Consider the following 21,468-nt stretch of genomic DNA (forward strand, 5'->3'; position numbering starts at 1 on the left):
CCCACTCCCGTTCACCCGGTTAGGCTGCTCCGGTGCCTGTCCTGGACTCCGGTCGCTCCGACGCCGAGTTGATCGCTGCGCACGCGCAGGGTGACACGTCGGCGTTCGCCGAGCTGACGGCTCGGCACCGGGACCGGATGTGGGCGGTCGCTCTCCGCACGCTGCGCGACCCCGAGGAGGCCGCGGACGCCGTCCAGGACGCCCTCATCTCCGCGTTCAGGGCCGCCGACCGCTTCCGCGCCGAGTCCGCCGTCACCACGTGGCTGCATCGAATCGTCGTCAACGCGTGTCTGGACCGCATCCGTCGCCGCAAGACTCGACCGACGGTCGCGATGCCCCAGGAGGGCGGGGAGAACGTCAGCAACTCCGACCTGCAGGCGCTTGCCGACAAACGCGACCACATGGCCGAGCGCGAGTTGCGGATGGACATCGGCGAGGCCATGGGCACCCTGCCGGAGAACCAACGCGCCGCGATCGTGTTGGTGGACGTCGAGGGGTACCCGGTGGCGGACGCAGCGGTGATGCTCGGCGTCGCCGAGGGAACCATCAAGAGCCGTTGCGCCCGTGGCCGCGCGAAACTTGCCGTCCAGCTCGGACATCTGCGGAACCGATCGACGGACGCCGTCGTCGGAGGATCAGCCGAAGGCACATCAGCCAGAGCGGATTCTCCACCCTGACCCTGTCGGTGGACCGGTGACAGCCGGTCGACCAGGGGCCTGTTCGAGTGGGGGACCGCCAGCAGGGCACGCAAGGGAGTACCACTGATGAGCACCGAGTTCCGCACACCGCACGGACCGCCCTGGGACGTCGACGACGTCGCAGACGTCCATGCCGGCGTGTTCCCCGCCGAGGTGACGGCCGACCTCCTCACCCGGATCCGGTCCGATCCGGACGGCGCGGCCGTCCTCACGGCACTCGATTCGACCGTCGATGATCTCTCGCTGCTCCCCCCCCTGCTGATGCCCGAGAAGTACGTGCTGCGGATGGAGACCGCCCTGTTCGCCGAGCGGCGCACAGCCGCTGCCACGCGTCCGATCGCCCGCGAGCGTCTCGGTGCACTCCTCGCACCGGGCGTCGGCGGAGGCGGCTCCCAGGACGGGCGGCGTCCGGTGCCGCACCTGCCGACACCCCGACCACAGACCATCGGCGGGCACGGGGCTCCGCGGCCGATGGCCACCCGTCAGGCGCCCACGGTGCCACCCCGTCATCAGCCGGTGATCCCGGCCTTCCTGCCCGGCGGACCGCCGCCGTCCACCCCGCCGCCAGCGGCTCCGGTCCACGACCTGGCCGAGGCACGGGGGCGGGCCGCCACCAGCTCTGCCACCCCCGCATCCCGGCCCGCGGCGAGCGGGCCGTCGGGTCCCGCCCGGCTCGGTTCGCTCGAGGCCCAGCGTCGCAAGCGTCGCCGCTGGACCACCGGTGTGCTGGCCGCTGCCGCCGTCGCCGGGATCGGCGTGATCACCGCGGTGGCCCTCAACCAGCCCTCGTCGTCCGACGGGGTTGCCGGTGCGCCCGCTGCGGTCGCCCCCACCCCTGCCGTGACTGTGCCCGGGGACGTCAGCTCCGGATCCGGCGCCCTGCAGCTGGATCTGGACAACCTCGCCCCCGCCCTGCCCTCCATCGAGGGCCAGAGCCCCGGCGGCAACCTGGCCGGACTCGCCCAGTTCGGCGAGTGCCTCAAGCTCAACGCGATCAACCCCGATGACGTCACCGGCGCCACCAAGGTCACCTACTCCGGTGGCCAGGCCGTGGCGATCGTCGTCAAGGACGCCACCGACAGCAGCAAGGTGCGGGTCGTCGTCGTGGGCACCACCTGCGGCACCGACGGCGCCACCGCCCAACTGGCCGACCGCACCGTCACCCGCTGACGGTCGTTCACCAGCCAAGTTCGCGGTACTGGCGGTCGCTTACCGGGCAGGTTCGCGGTACTGGCGGTCGTTTACCGGGCAGGTTCGCGGTACTGGCGGTCGTTTACCGGCGAAGTTCGCGTGCTGATGGTCCGCAAACCTCAGCCCGCGTCCCCCCGGGTGCCCGATCCGGGTGGGTCGCCGCACAGGGGTCTTCCCTGACCAGCTCGAGCGGGGATGTTAGACCGGGACAGCGGTCAGAGCGCGGGCAGCAGGATTTCCTCGTCTCCGATCCTGATCTGCAGCGGCCGGTGCACGTCGCTCACCGGGGGAATGTCCAGCTGGTACACCATCGTGACGGGCCGGGAACTGTCGTTCCCGAACGATCCCGCTGCGCCGTCCTGGGCTATCTCGATCGACTGGTCCGCAAGCAACGTCGCTGACGGCACCAGCACCTCGGTGTTCCCGGGCGGTAGCGAGACCTCGAGGTGCAGCTTGTTGTCCGCGGAGCGACCGATCCGATCGATGCCCAGCAGCTTCTGGTGGCGGGTCTCCAGCCTGACCAGCTTGGCCGGCTCCACGGAACTGGTCGGGCTGGGCCTCAAGCTCGTCGCCGTGACGGTGAACACGTCCGTCGTGCCCGATCGATCCCTCGTGCTGTTGAACACCACCACCTGGAACGGCGATCCGGGTGGATGCGGCGGGATCTGGATCACGTGGATCGCAGTCTCGGGCAACCCCGGGCAGAGCTCGTCGGTGGGCCGGATGACGACGGTCACCTCAGTGCCGTTGCCGAGATCAGCGGTCGCGAACGCCCCGCACCCACGCGCGCTGACCAGCAGCCGACCGGTCTCCGGCTGCCAGTGCACGTCGACGTCCGGCGAGTGCCCGACGGTCCGGACGCCCGACACGGACGGCAGCCCGGCGCCGGTTCCCGACCGGTCCAGCTCCAGGCCACTGAGACCGGGCAGCAGTAGCGTGCCGGACCTGCCGGTGACCCTGACCACCGACTGACCATCGTTCTGTCCGACCAACGGCGCGAAGGCGACCACCCGCAGCGAATCCCCCTTGCACCGCTGGTCGGGCCCGATCCCGCCGTACAGGTCGAGGTGCAGCGCTGTGGTGCTGTCCAGCCGCAGCCGGATCTGCCGGTCGTTGCAGAGCAGCGTCTCCGGGATCCCGACCAGCAGGTCGCCGGTGGCGACCTCCCACGCCACCCGCACGCCACCTGCCGCGCCGGCGGCGGACGGGAAGGCGCTGATGAGGCCGGTGCTGGGCCACGCCGGCCGCGACCCGCGCGGGCTCGCGGCCGGACCGACGTCCACCGGCAGGGCATTCCGGGAGTACCCGGTCGTCGTCGACCGCGCCTGATCGGCGCCCTTGCTGTACTGGACCCCCGCGCTGGTGGAGGCCACAGGCAGCGGGGTCACCGACGCGGCCGGCTGCCGGACGATCACGGCGCCGGCCACGACGATGCCGACGACGGCAACCGCGATCCCACCGATCAGCGAGAGCCTGGCGCGTCGCCCCAGCATCGACATCCGGGATGACGGCTGCTCGAACATGGCCGGAGGGATGCCGGCGCGGAACTGCGCACCGTCCACCCGGAGCAGCGCGTCGATCGAGCGGTGGGCATCACGGACGGGATCGAGTCCCGGCTCGTCCGGTCCGGTATCGGGATCGGCGCTCTGAGCAGAGGTGGGTGTGAGTGCACGATGCAGCCGCAGGCGGGCATCGGACAGCGCGGATCCGACCGCACCGACGGAGCAGCCCGTCACCGCCCCAGTGTCGGCCAGGGTGAGTCCGACCAGATAATGACAGTCGACGGCCCGCCGCTGGGGTGCGGTGAGTAGTTCGAGTGCACGCGCGAGCTTGACCGGGTCTGCAGCCGCAGGCGGATCGGCACCGACGGGCCGACCGTCAGCGGGGTCAGCAGCGATGGGACCATTCGGGGTCTGATCAGCAGCGCCGGGTTGCTGCGGGGCCAGCGCGGTCAGCAGCTCGGAGCGCGCCCGACCGTCCACCCGGCGGCACTGGTCGGCCAGGACCGAGCACAACCAGGCGCGCTCCGTGCTCTCGTCCGGGTCGAACCGGGAGCGCTGGTACCACGCACGCGTCAGGGCCTGTTGGACGAGGCTCTCGTGCTCGCCCGGAGCAAGACGCGCTGCCAGCCAGCTGAGCGTTGCCAGGTGCGGCTCCACGAACGCAGCGAAGTCATCGGTGGCCACGATGAGGGGCTCGAGCGTCATCCCTGACCCCCTCGATCGTCTCCGCTCCCACCATCCTGCCCCCGGGAGCGGGGAATGCGGCTGGGTAGGCTGGTTGTTCAGCAGAACAGAAGCGCGGGAGCACAGGCCGCGCCTTGAAGTGCCCACCCAGGAGCAGGTCCAGCAGCGAGGAGCAGGCACCCGTGACGACCCCGTCCGAGCAGGACACCACCGTCCGCGACGTCATCGTCGTCGGATCCGGTCCCGCCGGTTACACCGCCGCGCTGTACCTGGCTCGCGCCGACCTGCGGCCCCTGGTCTTCGAGGGCATCAGCTCCGGCGGCGCGCTGATGACGACCACCGAGGTGGAGAACTTCCCCGGCTTCCCCGAGGGCATCCAGGGACCCGATCTGATGGCGCGGATGCGCGAACAGGCTGAGCGTTTCGGCGCCGAACTGCTCACCGAGGACGTCGAGGAGATGGACCTCGACGGCCCGATCAAGAGCGTCACCGCCGACGGCACCACCTACCGGGCCCGCGCGATCGTGCTGGCGACCGGATCGGCGGCGCGCTACCTCAACCTGCCCGACGAGCAGCGGCTCATCGGCCGCGGTGTCTCCGCGTGTGCGACCTGCGACGGGTTCTTCTTCAAGAACCAGCACATCGCTGTCGTCGGCGGCGGTGACTCCGCGATGGAGGAGGCGACGTTCCTCACCCGGTTCGCCGACAGTGTGACCATCGTCCACCGCCGCGACGATTTCCGCGCCTCGCCGATCATGCTGGAACGCGCCCAGAACGACCCGAAGATCCGCTGGGCGACCAATGCGGCGATCACCGGGGTCGAGGGCGAGAACAAGGTCGAGGCCCTGCAGCTCACCGACACCATCACCGGCGAGCAGCGCACGATGCCGGCCACCGGCCTGTTCCTGGCGATCGGTCACGATCCACGTTCCGACCTGTTCCGCAACGCGGTGACCGTCGACGACGAGGGCTACGTGCTGGTCGGCTCCGAGCTCTCGGACGCTGCGGCCGACGCCGCCGGTACGGCGACCAGCATCGACGGCGTCTTCGCCTGCGGCGATCTCGTCGACCACACCTACCGGCAGGCGATCACCGCTGCCGGGTCGGGTTGCTCCGCCGCGCTGGACACCCAGCACTGGTTGGCCGAGCACGGCGCCGACGTCACCGATCCGGGTGGGCCCGGCGGCAAGAGCATCGACGAGCACGCCACCCCGGCGCCGGTGGCAGCCGGCGCATCCGTCTGAACCGTTCCCGCCCGATCCCGGGCGTCAGCGCGCGCCTCTGATCACCGAACGCACCACCACAGAGCACCACCACAGAGCACCACCACAGAGCACCACCACAGAGCACCACCACAGAGCACCACCACAGAGCACCACCGAAACCCAGCACCACGAGAGGAACTCCCCATGGGAACCATCAAGACCAGCGATGCCACCTTTGCCGCCGACGTCCTGCAGTCCGAGAAGCCGGTGATCGTCGATTTCTGGGCCGAATGGTGCACCCCGTGCAAGGTGATCGCTCCGGTGCTCGAGGAGATCGCCGAGAACAACGCGGACAAGGTCACCGTCGCGAAGCTCGACATCGACTCCAACCCGCAGATCGCTGCGAAGTACCAGATCCTCTCGATCCCCACGATGCTCGTGTTCCAGAACGGCGAGGTCATCAAGCAGGTTGTCGGAGCGAAGCCGAAGGCTGCGCTGATCGCCGAGTTCGGCGACGTCCTGGCCTGACCTGACCGACTCCTCGCACCGACGGCCGGTCGAGCGCTCCTCGTCAGGAGTGTCCGAAGACCGGCTGTCGGGGCGTACCGTTGGTCAGCTGAGGCAGATCGAAGGCGGCACCTCGTGCGCCGCTCCGACGGATGGTGAACGCCCCTGACCTGGGCGGAGAAGGAGGCACCGCGGTGCGGCTGGGTGACGCGGGGACGGCGGTGGCAGCGCTGCGGCGCGACCTGGGCTCGCTCGGTCTGGTGGCCCCCGAGGTGCTGGCCGAGGATGCACACGCCGTCTTCGACGCCGACGTCGACCGGGCTGTTCGAGCCTTCCAGCAGAGCCGCCAGCTGATCGTCGACGGCATGGTGGGGCCGGCAACGGCCCGCGAGCTGATGAACGCCCGCTGGCGCCTCGGCGATCGCACCCTCTCCTACACACTGTCGGCCCCGCTCACCGGCGACGACGTCGCTGCGCTGCAGCACAAACTGTCCAGCCTGGGCTACAACACCGGCCGACCGGACGGCCTGTTCGGCTCCTCCACCGACAGTGCGGTGCGGCAGTTCCAGCGCGACATCGGCATCACCGCCGACGGCGTCTGCGGCCCGGCGACCACCCGCGAACTCGTCCGGCTCACCAGCCGACGGATGGGCGCCGGCGGCGGTCGGCCGATCTACCTCCGCGAGCACGACGCCGTACGCACGGCCGGCCCTCGCCTGCGCGGCAAGCGGATCGTCATCGATCCCGGCCACGGTGCCGGTAACGAGGGCGCCGTCGTCACGCTTCCCGACGGCAGCACCACCTCCGCCGCCGACCTCGCCTTCGACATCGCCCGCCGGCTCGAGGGCCGGATGGCGGCGACCGGGATGGACACCCTGCTCACCCGCGGTCCCGACCAGAACCCGAGCGTCGAGGAGCGTGCGGCCCGGGCCAACGCGGTCGGCGCAGATCTGCTGCTGAGCCTGCACATCGACGGACTCGACTCACCACTGGGCAACGGGCTGGCCACGTTCCACTTCGGCACCGACTCCGGCAGCACCTCGACCATCGGTGCGACGCTGGCCGCGCTGGTGCACCGTGAGCTGGTGGCCAGAACCCGGTTCACCGACTGCCGGATCCACCATGCGGCCTGGGGCCTGCTGACGATGTCGAAGATGCCCGCCATCCAGGTCGAGCTCGGGTACCTCAGCAACCCGAGCGACCGGGCAGCGCTGATCGACCCCGACTTCCGCAACCGGATCGCCGAGGGACTGCTCGTGGCCGTCAAACGGCTCTACATGGACGGTCGGGACGAGCCGCACACCGGCACCTTCACCATGCGCGACCTGCTCGACCACGAGCGCGCCGTCGGCGGCTGACCCGACGGCTCGACGGTGGTCGAGCAACTGCACTGGTCGAGCAACTGCAATGGTCGAGCAACTGCAATGGTCGAGGGACCGCAGTGGTCGAGGGACGAAGGAGTCGAGACCCCGTCGGATCATCGATCACCGGGCGTGCGACATCGGGATCTCGACGCTCGTTCCTCGCTTGCCCGATCACCGTGGGCAGAAGGTCACATCCGTCGGGGATCGGCACACCAGTTAGGTAAGGCTAGGCTCATCTTGAAGCCCTGAGGTGACGCATCGCGCGCGCCTCTCGACCCGAGAGAAGCAGATGAATCCAGTACGCCGCATCCTGGCCGCTGTCGGCCTCGTCACCGCCTCGGCCCTGGCGCTCAGCGCCTGCGGCTCGGACACGGCGACCTCGCCCTCCTCCAGCGCTCCGGTGGCCACGTCTTCCACCGCGAGCAGCTCCGCGAGCGCGACCGGTTCCGCTGCCGGCAGCTCCGCGGACGGCAGCTCCGTTGCCGCCCCGAGCAGCGTCACCGAGGGCACGTTCCCGGTGACCGTCAAGAACATCTACGGCGAGACGACGATCGAGCAGGCCCCGACCCGGGTGGCCACTGTGTCGTGGGTCAACCCGGACATCGCGCTGGCCCTGGGCGTCGTGCCCGTCGGCATGGACGCCGATGCCTACGGCGCCAACGCCGACAAGTCGACGGACTGGAAGGACGAGGCGCTGGCCGGCCTGGGCGCCTCCATCGGCACCGACAAGGCGCCGGCGCAGTGGGACGCCGCCAACGGCATCAACTTCGACGCCATCGCCGACGCGACGCCGGACGTCATCCTCGCCGCCTACTCCGGGCTGACCCAGGACGAGTACGACAAGCTCTCCAAGATCGCACCGGTCGTCGGGCCGGTCGCTGCCGGCTACACGACCTCCTGGCAGGACGCGACCACCGTCATCGGCGCCGCGCTCGGCAAGGGACCCGAGGCAGCGGCACTGATCAGCACGGTCGAGGGGAAGATCTCCGCCGCCGGAGCCGCCAACCCGGTACTGAAGGGCAAGACCTTCATCGCCGCCAGCCTGGATCCGACCAAGACGAACGTCTCGATCTACGCGGCCGGCGACACCCGGCCGCGGTTCCTCACCGCACTGGGCCTCACCCAGGCCCCGGTCGTCGCCGCCAACACCAAGGCGGGCGCGTTCTACTTCGAGTACTCCGGGGAGAAGGCGAACGAGCTGAAGTCGGACATCATCTTCTCCTGGGGCGCGGCGACCACGACTTTGAAAGTCCTGCAGGACAACAAGTTGCTCGGCCAGATCCCCGCGATCAAGTCCGGCGCAGCGCTGCTCACCAGCGACGAACAACTGACGCTTTCGATCTCGGCGTCCAGCCCGCTCAGCCTGCAGTGGGCGCTGCCGAAGTTCGTGCCACTCGTCGTCAAGGCGGCCGAGACCGCGGACGGCTCCTGAGCCGCCCGTCCGTCTCCGGACAACGGACAGCAGCCCGACGCACGTCATGAGATCCCGTGCCCACCAGGCAATCGCCGTCGACGACACCCTCCCCGGGACCGCTGGGAACCCCCGGGACTCCAGGCGGTCCGTCGGTCGGCTGCCGATGTGGGCCGCGGTGCTGCTGCTCGCGCTGCTGGTGCTGCTCGCGACGGCTGCGTCGTTGATGATCGGTGCGCGCCCGCTGTCCCCGGGAACCACCTGGGCCGGCCTGTTCCATCCGGTGCCGGGCAACGGCGACCACGACGTCGTGCAGTCCCGCATCCCGCGCACGCTGACCGGTCTGCTGATCGGCCTCGCACTCGGATTGGCGGGCGCCGGGATCCAGGGCATCACTCGGAACCCGTTGGGGGATCCGGGAATCCTCGGCGTCAATGCGGGTGCTGCGCTCGGTGTGGTCGCGGGCATCGCGGTGTTCGGCATCTCCGGTGCCGGTGGCCGGATCGTCAGCGCGCTGATCGGCGCCGGGGTGGCGTCCGTCGCCGTGTACGCGATCGCCGCCTCCGGTCGGGGCGGAGCGACCCCGGTCAAGCTGGCCATCGCCGGGGCCGCGCTGTCGGTGACCCTGTTCGGAGTGATGCGCGGACTGCTGCTGCTGTCGAGTCAGACGCTGGAGGAGTTCCGGCACTGGCAGGTCGGCAACCTCACGGCGGCGAGCCTCGGCCAGATCGGCCAGGTGGTGCCGTTCATCGTGGTCGGCGCCGTCGTGCTGCTGGCCAGCGGCCGGGTGTTCAACCTGTTCGCGATGGGTGATGACGTCGCCGCATCGCTCGGCCTGCCGGTCGGGCTCGCCCGGATCGTCACCTCGGTCGCCGTCGTCCTGCTGTGCGGGGCGGCGACAGCGCTCGTCGGCCCGATCGCCTTCGTCGGACTGCTGGTGCCGCATGCCGTCCGGGCCATGGTGGGCAGCAACTACCACCGCATCCTGCTGCTCTCGGCGCTGGGCGGGCCGGTGATCGTGCTGGTGGCCGACACCATCGGCCGGGTCGTCCTGCTGCCGTCCGAAGTGGCGGTCGGGGTGATGACGGCGGTGATCGGCGCACCGCTGCTGATTCTCATCCTGCGCACGGGTCGGCAGGTGGAGCTGTGAGCACCTCGGCAGCACTGCCGTTCTCCGACCACACCGCTCCGCAGCAACCGACCGGGCCGGACGGTCGTTCGCGGCGCTCGAAACGGCGTCGACGCCGGCTGCTCAGTGTGCTCGTGTTGTCCGTGCTGGTTCTCGCCCTGGTGGTGGCGATCGCCTTCTTCGGCACCCGGGTCCCGACCGTCGGGCAGTTCTGGCGGGTGCTCACCGGCGAACGCGTTCCGGGACTGACGTTCCAGATCCTCGAGGACCGACTGCCCCGGGCGGTGGTGGGGCTGCTGGCCGGTGCGGCGCTGGGGTTCTCGGGGTCGTTGTTCCAGACCATGTTGCGCAATCCGCTGGCCAGTCCGGACGTCATCGGGATCACCGGGGCGGCGTCGGCGGCGGCGGTCACCGGCAAGCTCGTCTGGGGTACCCAGGGTTGGTCGATGACGCTGCTGGCCTTTGCCGGCGCCGTCGGCGTCGGCGTGGTGATGTTCCTGCTGTCCGGCTCTGGACGGCGCACCGGCGGCAGGTTGATCGTCAGCGGTATCGCCATCGCCGCCGCGACCGGAGCGTTGGTCGATCATCTGTTGTCCCGCACCGACATCCGGCTCGCATCCGATGCGCTGCTGTGGTTGACCGGATCGTTGAGCGCGAGCAGTTGGGAACGGGTGACGGTGCTCGGACTGGCCCTGCTCGTGCTGCTGCCGCTGGGAGCCGTCGGCGCCCGATCACTGCGGCTGCTGGAGTTGGGCGACGACCTGGCCACCGCGCTCGGTACCGACGTCCGGCGCAACCGGCTGTTCGTACTCGTCGTGGCCTCCGGCCTGGCGGCCGCCGCCACCTCGATCACCGGCCCGATCGTGTTCGTCGCCTTCCTGGGTGGTCTGACCGGCCGGGCCCTGGCAGGCGGCCGTCCGTCACCGACGTTGGCCGCCCTGTCCGGGGCGGTCCTCGTACTCGCGGCAGAACTGTTGGGATCATTGGCTTTCGGCGACATCCGGATGCCGGCCGGGGTGATCACCGGGATCCTGGGCGCCCCGGTGCTGTTGGTGTTGCTGACCCGAGCAGGGAGTTCACGATGACGCAGGATCCCAAGCCCTCGCCAGCTCTCCGGGCGAACGAACGCAGCGCGTCGATGCCGGTGACCTCTGATGACAGGACCACGGGTGACGGGACCACGGGTGACGGGATCTCGACCCCCGCGTCGCTCGATCACCGGAGACCTGCCCTGCTGGAGGCGCGCGGGATCAGTCTTCGCTACGACTCCGCCGGTGCGAAGCCCGTCATCAGTGAACTGGATCTGACCCTGCCACCCGGGCAGGTGACGATGATCGTCGGTGCCAACGGCTGCGGCAAATCCACCCTGCTCCGCGGCTTGTCGCGGCTGCTGCGACCGACTGCCGGTTCGGTGGTGTTGGACGGCACCGACATCCACCGGATGCCCGCGAAGGAACTGGCGAAACGGCTCGGTCTGCTGCCGCAGGCACCGTTGGCCCCCGAGGGGATCACCGTCGAGGAGCTGGTCGGCCGCGGCCGCTCACCGCATCAGGGATGGTTCGGCCGGCTCACCGACGCCGATCGCACCGCCGTCCGAGAAGCTCTGGCGCACACCGGGTGTGTCGAGTTGGCGGATCACCCGGTCGACGAGTTGTCCGGCGGTCAGCGACAACGAGCCTGGATCGCGATGGTGCTCGCCCAGCAGACCGACCTGCTGCTGCTGGACGAGCCGACGACGTTCCTGGACATCGCCCACCAGGTGGACGTGCTGGACACGGTCGCCGAACTGAACGCCCGCCGCGGCACGACGGTCGCCATCGTGCTGCACGACCTGAACCTGGCCGCCCGGTACGCCGACCATCTGGTGGCGTTGCGGGCCGGCCGGATCATCGCCGCCGGGCCGCCGAACGAGATCGTCACCGCCGAGCTGGTGTACGAGGTGTTCGGCCTGCGCTGCACCGTCATCCCCGATCCGGTCGCCGGGACGCCGCTGGTGATCCCGCTGGGGCGGTCGCACCCCGGCGCCTGACCGATCGGATCCAGGGTGTCCTCAGCTGAGCCGTGCGTCGGCGTAAGAACGCCGAACGGGCGCTGGCAGCACGTCGTGCCGATCGGATGCTGGACCCGCCCACGGTGCACCGTTGTAAATCCTCTGGCCTGCGGCGATTCATGTTGGATCCCACACAGGAGCCGAACAATCGGGCGCCTGCGGAATCGATACCTTCAGAAAAACCACCAGAAACTGTTGACTTCACCACTACCCGTGTCCGACTCTGTTGGTTCGCGGGTCAGTGGTGACCTGCTCCACACACGGAGGTCAATGGTGACTACCCCTGGAACCGGCACGCCGGATCCGACACGCTTCACCCGCCGCGACACCCTGCGTCTGCTGGGGACCGGCCTGCTGGGTGTTTCCGCGCTGCCTCTGCTCTCCGCCTGCACCGGCGCCGCGAGCACGCCGGCTTCCACCCCGGCGGGAGCTTCCACCAGCGCGGGCGCCACCACCAGCGCTGCGGCAAGCGGCTCCTCGAGCGCCGCGGTTACCAGTGGGTCGGCCTCCTCCGCCGCCACCCAGATCGGCGGCACGGTGTCCTTCGGCTCCAACGCCTCCGACGCCGTCCCGAAGAAGGCCTACCAGCAGGTCTTCGACGCCTTCAACAAGGTCTCCGGCACCACGGTCAACGTCAACACCGTCGACCACAACAGCTTCCAGGAGAACATCTCCAACTACCTGCAGGGCAGCCCCGACCAGGCATTCACCTGGTTCGCCGGCTACCGGATGCAGTTCTTCGCCGAGCAGAACCTCGTGGCTGCGATCGACGACGTGTGGGCGCAGCTCTCCGCCGACTACTCCGACGCGTTCGCACAGTCGTCCACCGGTGCCGACAGCAAGAAGTACTTCATCCCGTTCTACAACTACCCGTGGGCGGTCTTCTACCGGAAGAGCGTCTTCAAGGACAAGGGCTACACCGTCCCCACCACGTGGGAGGAGTTCAAGACCCTCGGCGCCAAGATGAAGACCGACGGTCTGGTGCCGCTGGCCTTCGGCGACAAGGACGGCTGGCCCGCCATGGGCACGTTCGACTACCTGAACATGCGCATCAACGGCTACCAGTTCCACATGGATCTGATGGCGCACAAGGCATCCTGGAGCGACGACAAGGTCAAGAAGGTCTTCCAGACGTGGAAGGACGACCTGCTGCCCCTGAGCCAGGACAATGCACTCGGCCGCACCTGGCAGGAAGCGGCGCAGTCGCTGGTCAAGAAGGAAGCGGGCATGTACCTGTTGGGGATGTTCGTGTCCCAGCAATTCCCGGCGGCCGATCTCGACGACCTGGACTTCTTCGCGTTCCCGGAGATCGACAAGGCCATCGGCGCCGACGCGGTCGAGGCGCCGATCGACGGATTCCTGGTCAGCACCAACGGTCTCAACGAGCAGAGCAGCGCGCTGATGACGTACCTGGCCTCCGCTGATGCCCAACTCATCTACCTGAAGTCGGATCCCGGCGTGGTCGCGGCCAACAAGAACGCCTCCACCGACACGTACACCGCGTTGCAGAAGAAGGCGGTCGATCTGATCTCCTCCGCCAAGAGCATCTCCCAGTTCTTGGACCGCGACACCCGACCGGACTTCGCCAGCCCGGTCGTGATCCCCGCCATCCAGCAGTTCCTCAAGGACGGCGACGTCGACAAGGTGACGAACAGCCTGGAATCACAGGCGAAGACCATCTTCACGAGCTGACGGGTCGCCTCTCCCATGAGCACAGCAGCACCGGTCGCACCTGCCGCGCCGGCGGGGGCAGGATCCGGCGGTACTCGACCGCCGACCGCTTCGTCCTGGTCCTGATGATCGGCCTCCCGGTCCTCATCGAGCTGGTACTGGTCTGGTTCCCGGCCGTCGCCTCGATCGGCCTGTCGTTCGGGTCGTGGAACGGCGTCGGCGGGGTCGACAAGATCAAGTGGGTCGGCGCGACCAACTTCGAGAACGTCGTCCAGGTCGACCCGAACTTCTGGCCCGCCCTGCAGCACAACCTGATCTGGCTGGTCTTCCTGGCGGTGATCGCCACTCCACTGGGCATCCTGCTCGCAGTACTGCTCGACCGGGAGTTCGCCGGCAGTCGGTTGCTGCAGAGCATCTTCTTCATGCCGGTGATGTTCTCCCTCGCCCTCATCGGGGTGATCTGGCAGCTGGTGTTCTCTCCTGAGCAGGGCCTGATCAACGGCGCCTTCGGGACCTCCGTCGACTGGTTCGGGGATCCGTCGATCAACATCTGGGCTGCACTGGTTGCCGCCAGCTGGAAGCACATCGGCTACATCATGATCCTGTACCTGGCCGGCCTGAAGGGTGTCGATCCCTCGCTCCGCGAGGCCGCCGCCCTGGACGGTGCCACGGCGAGCCAGACGTTCTTCCGGGTGGTGTTCCCGGCGATGCGGCCCATCAACGTCGTCGTCGTGGTGATCACCGTCATCGAGGCACTGCGGGCCTTCGACATCGTCTGGATCATCAACAAGGGCACCAACGGTCTGCAGTTGCTCTCCACGATGATCGTCACCAACAGCGGTGCGGCTGGCCGGGTCGGCTACGCCTCGGCGCTCGCGGTGATCCTGCTTGTCGTCGCGCTCGTGCCGATCGTCAGCTATCTGTCCCAGGCATTCAAGGAGAACCGATGACGGCCACCGACGTCCGTCCAGCACGTCCGTCCCGGGCCGGCCGGAAGGCAGCGATCGCCACCCCGTCGCCGCTGCGACGCGGGTCGAAGAAGTCGCGCATCGCCATCATCACCTTCCTGGTGATCGCTGCGATGCTCTGGATGATCCCGTTGCTGTGGACGTTCTACACGTCGCTGCGGCCCTACGACTACTTCAAGGACCACTCCTACTTCTCCATCGGCGGCCCCTACAACTTCGACAACTACGGCGAGGCCTGGAAACAGGCCGAGTTGCCCAAGTTCTTCCTCAACTCGGCGATCATCACCATCCCCGCGGTGATCATCACGCTCGCTCTCTCCTCGCTCGCGGCGTTCAAGTTGTCCAGGGTGCCATGGAAGTGGAACATTCCGCTGCTGATCCTGTTCACCGCGGGAAACCTGCTGCCGCAACAGGTTCTGGCCACCCCGCTGTTCCAGATGGCCAAGCACACCCCGTTGCCGTTGTCGGTGAGCGACTCCGGGTCGTTCATCAACACGTACTACGTCGTCATCGCCGTGAACGTCGCCTTCCAGCTCGGCTTCTGCACGTTCGTCATGAGCAACTACATGAAGGCGTTGCCGCACGAGCTCACGGAGGCTGCCCAGGTGGACGGCGCGGGCCTGTGGAAGCAGTACTGGAACATCATCCTGCCGCTGTGCCGGCCGCCGCTGGCAGCGCTCGCCACCCTGGAGTTCATCTGGGTGTACAACGACTTCTTCTGGGCATTGTTGTTGGTGCAGAAGGGAGATCGACTTCCGATCACCTCGGGTCTGAACAACCTCAACGGGCAGTTCGCGCAGAACTACAACCTGCTCTCCGCAGGTGCGCTGCTGTCGGCCGTGCCGGTGCTCATCATCTACCTGGTCCTGCAACGCCAGTTCGTCGCCGGGTTGACCCTCGGCGCGAACAAGGGATGACCGGGCACGAACGACGACGCCAGATCCTCGCCGCGCTGGAATCCGGAGCGGTGCGGGTCAGCGAGCTCACCGAGCAGCTCGGTGTCTCGGACATGACGATCCGGCGGGATCTGGAGATCCTGGAGTCGCACGGCTGGCTGCGCAAGGTGCACGGCGGTGCGGTCCCGGCCGAGAGCAGCACCAACGAACCGGGCTTCGAGGCCAAGAGCCTGCTCGAGCAACCGGCCAAGCGCGCCATCGCGGAACATGCGGCCACCCTCGTCGAGCCGCACTCGGTGATCGGTATCTCGGCCGGCACCACCACCTGGATGTTGGCGCGCAGCCTGCAGTTCCATCCGGGCCCGTTGACCGTCGTGACCAACTCCTCGACGGTCGCCAACGTTCCGATGGCCGCCGCCGGGGGTGGCGCGGCGACCGTGATCCTGACCGGTGGGGTGCGCACCCCGAGTGCCGCGTTGGTCGGTCCGATCGCCGATCGATCCATCGGTTCCCTGCACCTGGACCGCTTGTTCCTCGGCGTCCACGGGATGGATGCCCGAGCTGGGTTCACCACCCCGAACCTGGCCGAGGCACAGACGAACTATGTCCTCGTCCAGCACGCCCGGCAGGTGGTGGTGCTCGCGGACTCCACGAAGTGGGCGACCGTCGGGCTCTCGGACTTCGGAGCGCTGTCGATCGCCGACGTGCTGATCACCGACGACCAGCTGACTGCCGAGGCACAACGGCATCTCGGGGACCTGGTCGGAGAGCTGATCATCGTCTCCAGCGCCGGTGGCCTCGCGGAGAGTGTCCTGTCCTGACGCGCAGCGCGCGCTGATCCGCCGTCCCACCCGTCCACGTCCCCGTGTCGGCTGCACACCGCAGACGGCCCACCGTCACCCGATCAGACCGAGGTGCTTCCAGCCGTGCCGACCGACCAGCCCGAACTGCTGCACCTGCGCGCGGACGGGGTGAGCGTGCTGTTGCGCCTCCCCACCGATCGTCAGGCCGAGATCCTCTGGTGGGGAACGGATCTGGGCCCGCTCGGTGATGCCGAGCTGTCCTCGGTCGCGACGGCGAGTGTGGGATCCGTCCCGAACAACTCACTCGACCGGCCGTACCGCCGCGGGCTGCTCCCCGAGCGCTCCCAGGGATACCGCGGCCGGCCGGGACTCGTCGGGCATCGCTCGGGAGATGCGTTCGCGCCGCTGCTGCGCACCGCGCAGCTCACCGCGGACGCGAACACCGTCGTGCTGACCGCGGTCGACGAGAGATCCGGTCTGCAGGTCGTCAGCACCCTGCAGCTGGACGCCAACGGTGTCCTGCATCTGCACCACACCCTGACCAACACGGGTGACACCGCGTTCGAGGTCGGCGAGCTGGCGCTGATCGTCCCGATCCCGGCGGACGCCACCGAGATCGCCGACTTCACCGGTCGGTGGACCGCCGAGCGGATGCCGCAGCGACTGCCGTTGCGTGAGGGAGCCTGGCTCCGCCAGAACCGTCGGGGTCGCACCGGTGCCGACGCCGCCACACTGACAATGGTCGGCACCGAGAGCTTCCGATTCCGCAGCGGCGAGGTGTGGGCGGTACACCTCGGCTGGAGCGGCGACCAGTCGGTGTGGGCCGAATCCCATCCGGACGGCACTCGGGTGCTCGGCGCCGCCGAACTGCTGGAGGCCGGCGAGATCGTGCTGGCACCGGGGGAGGAATACACGACACCCGAACTTTTCGCCGTCCACTCGGCGGCCGGTTCGGACGGCATCGCCGACCGGCTGCACGCCATGCTCCGTGCCCGCGCACACCATCCGACGACACCGCGACCCGTTGTCCTGAACACCTGGGAGGCCGTGTACTTCGACCACGACCTGGCCCGCCTGCAGCACCTGGCCGAGGTCGCCGCCGACCTCGGCGTCGAGCGCTTCGTGCTGGACGACGGCTGGTTCGGCGGACGCCGCAACGACCTCTCCTCGCTCGGTGACTGGCAGGTCTCGACCGAGGCCTGGCCGGACGGTCTCGGTCCGATCGCCCGGCACGTGCAGGACCTGGGCATGCAGTTCGGGCTGTGGTTCGAGCCGGAGATGATCAACGAGGACTCGGAGCTGTACCGGGCCCATCCGGACTGGGTGCTGGCCGATCCCGACCGACTTCCGGACACCTCGCGTCACCAGCAGGTGCTGGACGTCGCTCGACCCGAAGTGTCGGCATACCTGTTCTCCTGCATCGACTCCCTGGTCAAGGAGTATCGGATCGCGTTCCTCAAGTGGGACCACAACCGGGATCTGGTGGCGGCCCGGCACCACGGTCGCGCGGGTGTTCACGCGCAGACCACTGCCGTCTACGGGCTGATCGACCACTTGAAGGACGCGAACCCAGGACTCGAGATCGAGAGCTGTTCCAGTGGCGGCTCCCGGGTTGATCTGGGGATCCTGCAGCGCACCGATCGGGTCTGGGCCAGCGACTGCAACGACGCGGTGCAACGGATGCAGATCCAGCGCGGCACGGCCCAGCTCATCCCCCTGGAGCTGATCGGCGCGCACGTCGGGCCGCCCACCGCACACACCAGCCACCGCACGCACGACCTGTCGATGCGGGTGGCCGCTGCGCTGTTCGGGCACTTCGGGATCGAGTGGGACATCGCCTCCGCGACCGACGCAGACCGGGCCGGTCTCCGCGAGGCCATCACGCTCTACCGCCGCCTGCGGCCGTTGCTGCACTCCGGATCGCTGGTGAACGTCGATCATCCTGATCCGGCAGCGATGGCCGTCGGTGTGGTGTCGAAGGACCGACGATCCGCCGTCTTCACCTACCACCAGATCGCCATGGGGATCCGGGAAGCGCCGGCTCCGCTGGTGTTCCCGGGCCTGGACCCCGGCCTGCACTACCGGATCAGCAGGCTGGAGGTGGCCGGCGCCGCCGCGACGGTCGGCCGGCAGCCACCTCCGTGGTGGACCGCCGACGAGACCGTGCTGCCGGCCACGGTGCTCGGCACCCTCGGCCTCCCGCTGCCGGTGCTGCACCCCGAGCAGGCCGTCCTGCTGGAGCTGACCGCACTCTGAGCTCGTCCCCGGTACCCCACTCGTCCGCAACCGTGGTCGGCTCTCGCTGATCAGCAGCTCGAACCCCCCGGCTGAAGGCCCGCCAGGGCTGAGGTCCGGATCGAGTGACGCAGCGGAGCCCGGCGATCGGCATTCCGGCAGAACGTCGTGCGGACACGCCCGTCGCCGGGCCGATCCGCGTCATCCGTCCGATCAGATCTGCCGGCGGACTGCGCCGCTCCTGCGCTCACGTTTCTGCCGGTACATCGCGGCGTCGGCATCCCGCCACGCCCCGGGAAATCCCGCGGTGACGGTGTACGACGCGTGTCCGAGCGACCCGGGGGTACCGTCCCGGGCGAGCTCCGCGGACAACCACTCGACCATCTGTTCCACGTCCTGGGGAGACATGTCCGCCGCCAGGATCCCGAACTCGTCCCCACCGAGTCGAGCGACGACGTCCGATCCCTTGGTGACGTGCCTGATCGTCCGGGCGGCCTGCCGGATGTGCTCGTCACCGGCCGCATGGCCGTGCTCGTCGTTCACCAGCTTGAGGCTGTCGAGGTCGAGGATCACCACGGAACCGGCATACCCGAAACGGCGGTACCTGGCCTCCTCCGCGGCCAGGAAGCGATCCCAGGCGCGTCGGTTGAACAGACCTGTGAGGGAATCGGTCTCGGCCTCGGCGGCCGACCGCTCCGCCAACCGCTCGGCCGCGGTCCGCATCAGGTCGGCCTGCAGGACGCTGGAGAGCAGCTGGGCCAGGATCTGCAGCAGCGGTGCGTGCCGCTCCAGCTCCGCGGGCTGCGCGACCGGATCCAGCCCGCACAGGGTGCCGAACAGTGCCCCGTCCGCCTGCACCAGCGGCAGTCCGACATAGGCCCCGATCTGCAACGAGTTTCGGACCCTGGCCGTCGCATACGCAGGTACCGCCTCGACATCGGGTGCGATCTGCGGCCCCTCGCCGGCCACCATGAACTGGCACATGGAGTCGGACCACCGGTGCGCGTCGCCCGCCTGTCTGCCGTAGGCATTCTCGTCGACGGCCAGGTACAGCTGGCGGTCGTTGCTGTGGCGGGTGACGGACCAGAATCCCATCGGGATCTCGGTCTGCAAGTAGGACAGCACACTCGCGCAGGCTTCATCGAAGGTTCCGCCGGCCGCGATCGCAGGCAACTGCACGGGCACACCCTTCCGAGAGGTAGACAGCAGTTTATCCGCAGCGGTTCGACACCGGACGGTGCTCACCAGGGGCGAGAGTGGGTCACCCCCTGGTGAGCACCGTGCAGAACCGAGCATGTGGGGGACCGCAGGAGCTGAGCCCGCGCGACCCACCGTCTGCGAGTGACGGAAAGTGGCCCAGCCCCGGAGATGCCCGCAGGACGTCCTGCGGGAGTTGCTCAGGGCGGGGCAACTCTGCGACACGGGCCGAGCATCCTCAGTGTGCGCCGGCCATCGCGCCGGCCGGCATCGTCTCGAGCAGGTGCTCCAGGGCCGCCTCGACCTCGGCCTTCCAGTGGAGACCTCCGTCGGACAGCTCGAAGCGCAGGCGCGGATAGCTGCGGTGCGGCCGGATCTCGGTGAAGCCGACGGCGCGGGCGAAATCGGCCGGCACCGTGCAGTGCTTCCGCCCGGTGCCTGAGGAGCGCGGCGGACGACCCTCACGGGCGAACACCTCGATCGCCCGCACCCCGCGTTTCGTGAGCACCTTCACCACACCGTCCACCAGGAATCGCCCGATCCCGCGGCCGGCGAACTTCTCGTCGATCCGGAGGGTCGTCACCAGCACGGCGTCCGGGGAGACGGGTGCGGTGGGAAAGCGCAGCGCGCCGGGAACGGTGGGCGGCGGAGCGAAGAGGGCATAACCGGCCGGTTCGTCGTCGACCGTCACGATGAGGCCGGCGCTGCCCCAGGTCAGCATGACGCCCGAGAGCCACACTTCCTTCTCGAACTCGGTGTGTCCGGCACGCTCGGCTGCGTCGGCAGCATCCGAGTCGAGTTCCCAGAACACGCACCCCCGGCAGGGTGACGGAATCATCCCGATGGTGGACATCGAGAGCGGGATCAGGGCGAGTGTCATCGGGGTCCAGCATTCCAAACGATCCGCGGGTGCGCGTGACCTGGTCCTGTGGTGCCGTCATCCACGCCGCTTCCAGGGCGTCTCAGCGGTGTCGGTCCAGCACCGCGTTCACCGACGAGTAGCCGATCTGCGATGCTCGCTCGACCCGCGCACGGTGGGTGGTGAGTCCCTTGATCCCGGCATCCGTGTCGGGCCAGAGGGTGAACACCTTCGCCCCTCCGCGACGCGGATGATCGGCGTCCCGCAGCAGTGCCAACGCCGGTCCCATCCGGCGACGCTCGTCGGCCATCGCCCCGAGGCCCGGGACGAGTCGGTCGACACCGCGGGCCCAGCGCGACGGGGTCGGTTCGGAAGGTGCGCCGCGCAGGTCCTCGGGCGTCCTGTTCACCAGCACCAGGACGTGGGTCGACCCGTCGTCGAAGGCCCGGGCGACCGGGAGCGGCTCGGAGACGGCGCCGTCGATCCATTTCCGTCCGTGCAGCTCCACCGGTCGACCGGCGAGGAACGGAATGCTGGACGTGGCTCGGAAAGCCAGCTTCCAGTCGTCGACGGACTGCGGGCGCAGGACGTGCCCGGTGAGGTCGTCGGCGGCGGTGGCCACGATGTGCAGCGGGATCGGACTGGCGTGCAACTCCGTCCACCGCATGGGTTTCGGGTGGACGAGGATGTGATCGAGCAGGTGGTCGAGCGACACGACAGGGCGCCGGGTACGCAGCCGCCGCAGGTCGATGAACTTCGGATCGGCCATGTCTTCGAAGAAGATCCGCGACGATCCCTCGGACATCCCGATCAGCAGTCCGGCGCCGATGAACGCCCCGGCGGACGAGCCGTAGATCGCGTCGAAGGTCGGGGCCAGCCCTGCTTGCTCCAGTGCGTGCGCCATCCCGCCGCTGTACGCGCCGCGCATGCCGCCGCCACCGACCACCAGTGCGATCCGCAGGCCGTCCTCGCACGAGCCGCTGTCCCGACGGTGCAGCAGTGCGCTGATGACGTCGTCGTCACGCGACGGGTCGGGCGGGATCGACTGCGACACAGCGGGCACGACCCCAGCATGCCTGACCGGCCGGTGCTCGATCC

At 68.9% G+C, this 21,468-nt stretch carries 17 protein-coding genes and 1 pseudogene; 14 read left to right on the top strand and 4 right to left on the bottom strand.

Going from position 1 to position 21,468, the window contains the following annotated elements; genetic code table 11:
* Positions 1-41 precede the first annotated feature (41 nt).
* Positions 42-677, top strand: coding sequence for an RNA polymerase sigma factor SigM (gene sigM / locus ABLG96_RS21585; protein WP_353651618.1), 636 nt, complete (start codon positions 42-44; stop codon positions 675-677).
* Between the two features lie 87 nt (positions 678-764).
* On the top strand, positions 765-1,868 hold the full coding sequence (locus ABLG96_RS21590) for a hypothetical protein (RefSeq protein ID WP_353649356.1): 1,104 nt from the start codon (positions 765-767) through the stop codon (positions 1,866-1,868).
* Between the two features lie 236 nt (positions 1,869-2,104).
* Here the strand turns inward: ABLG96_RS21590 and ABLG96_RS21595 are convergent, their stop codons facing one another.
* Positions 2,105-4,096, bottom strand: a complete 1,992-nt coding sequence (locus ABLG96_RS21595) for an RNA polymerase sigma factor (RefSeq protein ID WP_353649357.1) — start codon at positions 4,094-4,096, stop codon at positions 2,105-2,107.
* 161 nt (positions 4,097-4,257) lie between these two features.
* Here ABLG96_RS21595 and trxB point away from each other — a divergent pair, with 161 nt between their 5' ends.
* The 12 genes and pseudogenes from trxB to ABLG96_RS21655 all read left to right on the top strand — a co-directional run bounded on the left by trxB (position 4,258) and on the right by ABLG96_RS21655 (position 18,335).
* Positions 4,258-5,319 (top strand): thioredoxin-disulfide reductase, encoded by a 1,062-nt coding sequence (trxB, locus tag ABLG96_RS21600; protein ID WP_353649358.1) that lies wholly within the window; start codon positions 4,258-4,260, stop codon positions 5,317-5,319.
* A gap of 156 nt (positions 5,320-5,475) precedes the next feature.
* Positions 5,476-5,808 (top strand): annotated as a pseudogene (gene trxA, locus ABLG96_RS21605) (thioredoxin); the annotation flags it as partial.
* A gap of 131 nt (positions 5,809-5,939) precedes the next feature.
* The gene (locus ABLG96_RS21610; protein WP_353649359.1) at positions 5,940-7,145 is read left to right on the top strand and encodes an N-acetylmuramoyl-L-alanine amidase; all 1,206 of its coding nucleotides are present in this window, start codon (positions 5,940-5,942) and stop codon (positions 7,143-7,145) included.
* A gap of 295 nt (positions 7,146-7,440) precedes the next feature.
* Positions 7,441-8,583 (top strand): ABC transporter substrate-binding protein, encoded by a 1,143-nt coding sequence (locus ABLG96_RS21615; protein ID WP_353649360.1) that lies wholly within the window; start codon positions 7,441-7,443, stop codon positions 8,581-8,583.
* A gap of 46 nt (positions 8,584-8,629) precedes the next feature.
* The gene (locus ABLG96_RS21620) at positions 8,630-9,712 is read left to right on the top strand and encodes an iron ABC transporter permease (RefSeq protein WP_353649361.1); all 1,083 of its coding nucleotides are present in this window, start codon (positions 8,630-8,632) and stop codon (positions 9,710-9,712) included.
* Positions 9,709-10,776: an iron ABC transporter permease gene (locus ABLG96_RS21625; protein WP_353649362.1), complete on the top strand. Its 1,068-nt coding sequence runs from the start codon at positions 9,709-9,711 to the stop codon at positions 10,774-10,776. Before ABLG96_RS21620 ends, ABLG96_RS21625 begins: the two co-directional genes overlap by 4 nt.
* Complete coding sequence (locus tag ABLG96_RS21630) at positions 10,773-11,720, top strand: ABC transporter ATP-binding protein (RefSeq protein ID WP_353649363.1); 948 nt, start codon at positions 10,773-10,775, stop codon at positions 11,718-11,720. Before ABLG96_RS21625 ends, ABLG96_RS21630 begins: the two co-directional genes overlap by 4 nt.
* 294 nt (positions 11,721-12,014) lie before the next feature.
* A complete protein-coding gene (locus ABLG96_RS21635) occupies positions 12,015-13,433 on the top strand; it encodes a carbohydrate ABC transporter substrate-binding protein (RefSeq protein ID WP_353649364.1) in 1,419 nt (472 codons plus the stop codon).
* A gap of 104 nt (positions 13,434-13,537) precedes the next feature.
* Complete coding sequence (locus ABLG96_RS21640; RefSeq protein ID WP_353649365.1) at positions 13,538-14,362, top strand: sugar ABC transporter permease; 825 nt, start codon at positions 13,538-13,540, stop codon at positions 14,360-14,362.
* Positions 14,359-15,297 carry a carbohydrate ABC transporter permease gene (locus ABLG96_RS21645; RefSeq protein ID WP_353649366.1) on the top strand — a complete coding sequence of 313 codons (939 nt, stop codon included), beginning with the start codon at positions 14,359-14,361 and terminating at the stop codon, positions 15,295-15,297. Before ABLG96_RS21640 ends, ABLG96_RS21645 begins: the two co-directional genes overlap by 4 nt.
* Positions 15,294-16,097, top strand: coding sequence for a DeoR/GlpR family DNA-binding transcription regulator (locus tag ABLG96_RS21650; RefSeq protein WP_353649367.1), 804 nt, complete (start codon positions 15,294-15,296; stop codon positions 16,095-16,097). The genes ABLG96_RS21645 and ABLG96_RS21650 overlap by 4 nt, the downstream gene beginning before the upstream one ends.
* 105 nt (positions 16,098-16,202) lie before the next feature.
* Positions 16,203-18,335: an alpha-galactosidase gene (locus ABLG96_RS21655; protein ID WP_353649368.1), complete on the top strand. Its 2,133-nt coding sequence runs from the start codon at positions 16,203-16,205 to the stop codon at positions 18,333-18,335.
* 192 nt (positions 18,336-18,527) lie between these two features.
* On the opposite strand, the gene ABLG96_RS21660 is transcribed toward ABLG96_RS21655, so the two are convergent.
* The 3 genes from ABLG96_RS21660 to ABLG96_RS21670 form a co-directional block, all read right to left on the bottom strand.
* On the bottom strand, positions 18,528-19,493 hold the full coding sequence (locus ABLG96_RS21660) for a sensor domain-containing diguanylate cyclase (protein ID WP_353649369.1): 966 nt from the start codon (positions 19,491-19,493) through the stop codon (positions 18,528-18,530).
* A gap of 256 nt (positions 19,494-19,749) precedes the next feature.
* On the bottom strand, positions 19,750-20,391 hold the full coding sequence (locus tag ABLG96_RS21665; protein ID WP_353649370.1) for a GNAT family N-acetyltransferase: 642 nt from the start codon (positions 20,389-20,391) through the stop codon (positions 19,750-19,752).
* Positions 20,392-20,473: 82 nt separating this feature from the next.
* Entirely contained in the window at positions 20,474-21,433 is a 960-nt protein-coding gene (locus ABLG96_RS21670) for a patatin family protein (protein WP_353649371.1), read from the bottom strand.
* Positions 21,434-21,468 lie beyond the last annotated feature (35 nt).

Source organism: Nakamurella sp. A5-74 (assembly GCF_040438885.1).
Lineage (GTDB): Bacteria > Actinomycetota > Actinomycetes > Mycobacteriales > Nakamurellaceae > Nakamurella.